Below are 3,953 nucleotides of genomic sequence, written 5' to 3'. Positions count from 1 at the left end.
GTATCTTATTGATTTTGAAAGATCGTATAAAAGGCACGGTATATTGGGATAAAAAAGAGTGTGTTTCTTTATAAAAATTTTTTATTATTCATATTAGCAAAAACTTACAATATCCTATATAATATAATAAAACCAAGTAAATTAATAAGAATAATATATTTTCATTAAATAGAAAGGATTGAATGAGATGGGATTAAAAGCAAATTGTATGTATGAAGAGCCTACGTTTTATAGTGTGGAAGATTTACGTAGACATCGTAAGGAACGATTGGCTGGCGCCTTTCGAATATTTAATCAGTTCGGATTTAATGATTTAGTGGGAGGACATATTACAGTTCGTGATCCAGAGAAGAGAGACCAATATTGGGTAAATCCTTTAGGAGTACATTTTGGCGAAATGAAAGTAAGTGATCTTCAGCTTGTGAATGGGCATGGAGAAGTATTAAAAGGGAATCGACCTGTGAAGGAGAAGGCACTTGCGATTCATTTGCAAGTTCATCAAGTACGTCCGGATGTGGTCTCTGCGATTCATGTTCATTCTATGTATGGGAAAGAATGGTCGGATTTTGATAAACATTTATCACCGCTGACTAATGATTGTTGTGCATTTTACAATGATCATGGTGTATGTGAATCATTTTTAGGAGCGAATAGTGATTGTGAAAGAGTCTCTGCCGCGTTGAAACAACATAAAGCAGTTATTATACCTAATCAAGGATTTATGACGGTTGGTTATAGTGTAGATGAAGCAGCTTCATGGTTTATTGCGATGGATCGTGCTTGTAAAGCACAATTGTTGGCTGAAGCCGATGGGAATCAAACTACTTTTGATGAACAAAAAGCGATAAGTACGTATTCGCAAATTGGTAACGCTCATGAAGGATGGTTATATTACCAGCCACTATGGTACAAGCTTATTGAGGAAGAGCCGGATGTTCTTCAATAATGTTAATAGATTGTTGAAATGTAAAAAGTCGCTAACTTTTTCGTTAGCGACTTTTTGTGCATTATAAAGCTAAACTTGTTTCAAGTGCAAGTTTAATCATATCAGTTAAAGCTTTTTCACGCTCTTCTGATGTAATGGTTTCGTTTGTTAAATCGTGATCTGTCACAGTTAGAATGGACAGTGCTTTAATATTGAATTTGGCAGCAACCGTATATAAAGCGGCTGTTTCCATATCACTTGTTAAAACTTGATAGGATGCTAGTTTTTCTCTTGACACATCATCACCATCGTAGAATTGATCATCCGTTACAACTAAACCTGCTTTAACTGGTTTGTTCATTTTTACACCAATATCGTAAGTGGTGCGTAGAAGTTCGAAATTAGCAATTGGTGCATATGAATAGTTGCCGAAAAGATGTTTATTCATATTAGAGTTCGTGCAAGCTCCCATTGCTAATATTAAATCCATTTGTTTAACGTCAGGATGTTTCGTACCACTTGAACCAATTCGAATCAAATTCTTTGCACCGTAATCTTGTGCTAATTCTGTTGTGTAGATGGACATCGATGGCATTCCCATTCCAGTACCTTGAACAGAAACGCGTTTTCCTTTATATGTTCCTGTAAAACCAAGTATGCCACGAATGCTGTTGTAACAAGTAACATCTTCTAAATAAGTATCGGCAATAAATTTTGCTCTTTTTGGATCACCTGGTAATAGAACCGTTTCAGCGATATCGCCTTTTTTTGCTTCAATATGAAAACTCATGATGATTCATACTCCTTCATTAAAAATTCTTGTTTAAGCTTTTTCTATTCCTTCTACAGAAGAAGTATCTTGTTTGTTCGCATGTAAATCTTGCTTCCATTCACGTAAACCATCGATACAGATGAATAGATTGATTAAGTTTAAAATGAACATTACATACAGACCTGTTGTTGCACAAACAACTAGAAGAATTATGTTCATACCAATCCATACATACCAGTTCTCAAGAATTTTCTTACTAAGCAAATATTGTCCGACAAGACCCATCACCGCAACTAGTGCATCTAAATAAGGGCTTGTTGCATCTGTATATTTAATTTGAAAGTATGACCAAATTGCTGTTGCAACAATAATAATAGCTGACCAAGTAATGATTCCTTGTGTTGACAATTTAGTAGTTGGAGCAACATCTTCTTCACCTTTGTTCTTAATCCAGTAGTACCAGCCAAAAATATTGAATAGCAATTGAACTACTGATAAAACAACCATTGCGTAAAGACCAGTTTGAAAGTAAATATACATGAAGCAGGTAACTGTAATAGCACCAAATAAGAAGTTAATTACTTTTTGACGAGCTAGTAGCCAAACGTTTAACACACCCATAACAGATGCGAAAATTTCAATATATGAGGATTTCATAAAGAATCCTGCGACTATACAAATAATCGATGCGATGATAACGAATAAAGGATTTTTAATCATATTTTTCACTCCTATGTTAATAAATCAGTTGATATACGAAGTAAGGGTTTTCATTTTTGCTAAAGAAAGACTAGACAACTATAGTCCTTCTTTTTGTAATCGAGCTATATCTTGAATAATAATAATTTGATTTTTTAAATCGATGATTTGCTTCTCTTTTAGTGATGACAAAACTCTATTAATACTTCTTTGTGTTACAGCAAGCCTTTCACTTAGTTGGTGCTTATCAATGGTAATAGCAATACCTTTAGTTTGCTTCTTACCAGTTGGAGCTTTCTCTAATAAATGTTTGCATATTAAACTGTGTAATGAATACAGCTTATAATCTTCATCTTTCTTTGTGATGATATAAGACAATTCAATTGATTTTCGAATAAAGTATTGATTAAAGTTTTGATCTAGTTGTAACCAAGTTAGGAAAGAATCTCGATGTAAAGTAATGATGGTTACATCGGTTTGTGCTTCTACACTACTCATATAAGGAACTTGTTTAAATATTTCAATTTCACCAATCATGTCTCCAGAGTAATATGTGGATTGCACATATTTTTTTCCATTTTCAGCTACTACATAAATGTTTGCAGCTCCTTCTACAATGAGACTGAAATGATTGTACATTTCTCCTTGCGAATAGATCGTTGAACCGCTTTCAAATTTTTCTATTGTCCATTGTTTCAATATTTCGTATGGACAATGCTTTAAAAGATTATAAATGATTTTATTTTCTTCCATGTAATAAATAACTTGTTGTATGCTCATGAGCTTATCCTTAGTATAGTTTTTTTGGTAGTCACAAAGACAGGACATTTGTCGACTAATTTACGATATTTTCATAATAAATGACGCGATAATGATAGGAAAAGAGGACAAATGTCTTATGTATATATTTTTGTTCTTCATAATTTGTACAAAGTAAAACAACTCATACCTTACTAATAATAATTCATACAAACAAAAGAGTGAATACCATATTGGATTCACTCTTTTGTTTCTTTTTAGTTTGTGGAAGAATTTTTTAAGCCAAGTACATTGACGACGAAGCTTAGAATTCCTAAGCTCAAAATGATTGCACCAGTAGCTATATATGGTGTTGTTCCAGAGTTTCCTGCTTCAGCCATGACAAGGGCAATCATCATGATTGGAAGTCCGATATTATGAAGCCAAAAGTGGATTTTTCCGAGTGTATTTGTAGAAAGAGAAGGGAAAAGATGATAAATAATGCCTGCTAATGCTAGGGAAGCCCAGCCTAATAAATTAATGTGAGCATGAGAAGAACCGTAAGCAAAATCATGTGTAATGCTCATATACATACCAAAACCAATACCAATCAGAAAATAAACAACGGCTATTTTTAAACATTTAATACCCATAGAGTTCACCTCCTTCTGTAATAGTATATATATGGTGATTATTTTCAAAAGATGCAAAGGCGTGACGAAAGAGCGTGAAGTTTGTGACCCATTCGCTTTCTAAAGTACCAATCTTGATACTGCTTGAAGTTTGTTTAAAATACGTTATCGCGTTTCCCTAATTAAT

Annotated in this window: 5 protein-coding genes; 1 reads left to right on the top strand and 4 read right to left on the bottom strand. The window is 33.5% G+C overall.

Annotated features, from left to right (window positions below; genetic code table 11):
- The first annotated feature begins 187 nt into the window (after window positions 1-187).
- Entirely contained in the window at window positions 188-946 is a 759-nt protein-coding gene (locus V7014_RS10760; protein ID WP_335506952.1) for a class II aldolase/adducin family protein, read from the top strand.
- Window positions 947-1,007: 61 nt separating this feature from the next.
- Here the strand turns inward: V7014_RS10760 and deoD are convergent, their stop codons facing one another.
- The 4 genes from deoD to V7014_RS10740 all read right to left on the bottom strand — a co-directional run bounded on the left by deoD (window position 1,008) and on the right by V7014_RS10740 (window position 3,787).
- The gene (gene deoD, locus V7014_RS10755) at window positions 1,008-1,715 is read right to left on the bottom strand and encodes a purine-nucleoside phosphorylase (RefSeq protein WP_335506950.1); all 708 of its coding nucleotides are present in this window, start codon (window positions 1,713-1,715) and stop codon (window positions 1,008-1,010) included.
- 33 nt (window positions 1,716-1,748) lie between these two features.
- On the bottom strand, window positions 1,749-2,417 hold the full coding sequence (gene pnuC / locus V7014_RS10750) for a nicotinamide riboside transporter PnuC (RefSeq protein ID WP_335506948.1): 669 nt from the start codon (window positions 2,415-2,417) through the stop codon (window positions 1,749-1,751).
- A 78-nt stretch (window positions 2,418-2,495) separates the two neighbouring features.
- A complete protein-coding gene (locus V7014_RS10745; RefSeq protein ID WP_335506946.1) occupies window positions 2,496-3,176 on the bottom strand; it encodes a Crp/Fnr family transcriptional regulator in 681 nt (226 codons plus the stop codon).
- 236 nt (window positions 3,177-3,412) lie between these two features.
- The gene (locus V7014_RS10740; protein WP_335506944.1) at window positions 3,413-3,787 is read right to left on the bottom strand and encodes a cbb3-type cytochrome c oxidase subunit I; all 375 of its coding nucleotides are present in this window, start codon (window positions 3,785-3,787) and stop codon (window positions 3,413-3,415) included.
- Between the last annotated feature and the right edge of the window lie 166 nt (window positions 3,788-3,953).

Source organism: Bacillus sp. JJ722 (genome assembly GCF_036963345.1).
In the GTDB taxonomy this organism is placed as follows: Bacteria; Bacillota; Bacilli; order Bacillales; family DSM-1321; genus Bacillus_AD.
This window is presented reverse-complemented; position numbering and strand designations above follow the sequence as displayed.

Coding starts and splice junctions, on each gene's coding strand:
- V7014_RS10745 (WP_335506946.1), bottom strand. CDS start 3,176: ATGAGCATACAACAAGTTATTTATTACATGGAAGAAAATAAAATCATT.
- V7014_RS10760 (WP_335506952.1), top strand. CDS start 188: ATGGGATTAAAAGCAAATTGTATGTATGAAGAGCCTACGTTTTATAGT.
- pnuC (WP_335506948.1), bottom strand. CDS start 2,417: ATGATTAAAAATCCTTTATTCGTTATCATCGCATCGATTATTTGTATA.
- deoD (WP_335506950.1), bottom strand. CDS start 1,715: ATGAGTTTTCATATTGAAGCAAAAAAAGGCGATATCGCTGAAACGGTT.
- V7014_RS10740 (WP_335506944.1), bottom strand. CDS start 3,787: ATGGGTATTAAATGTTTAAAAATAGCCGTTGTTTATTTTCTGATTGGT.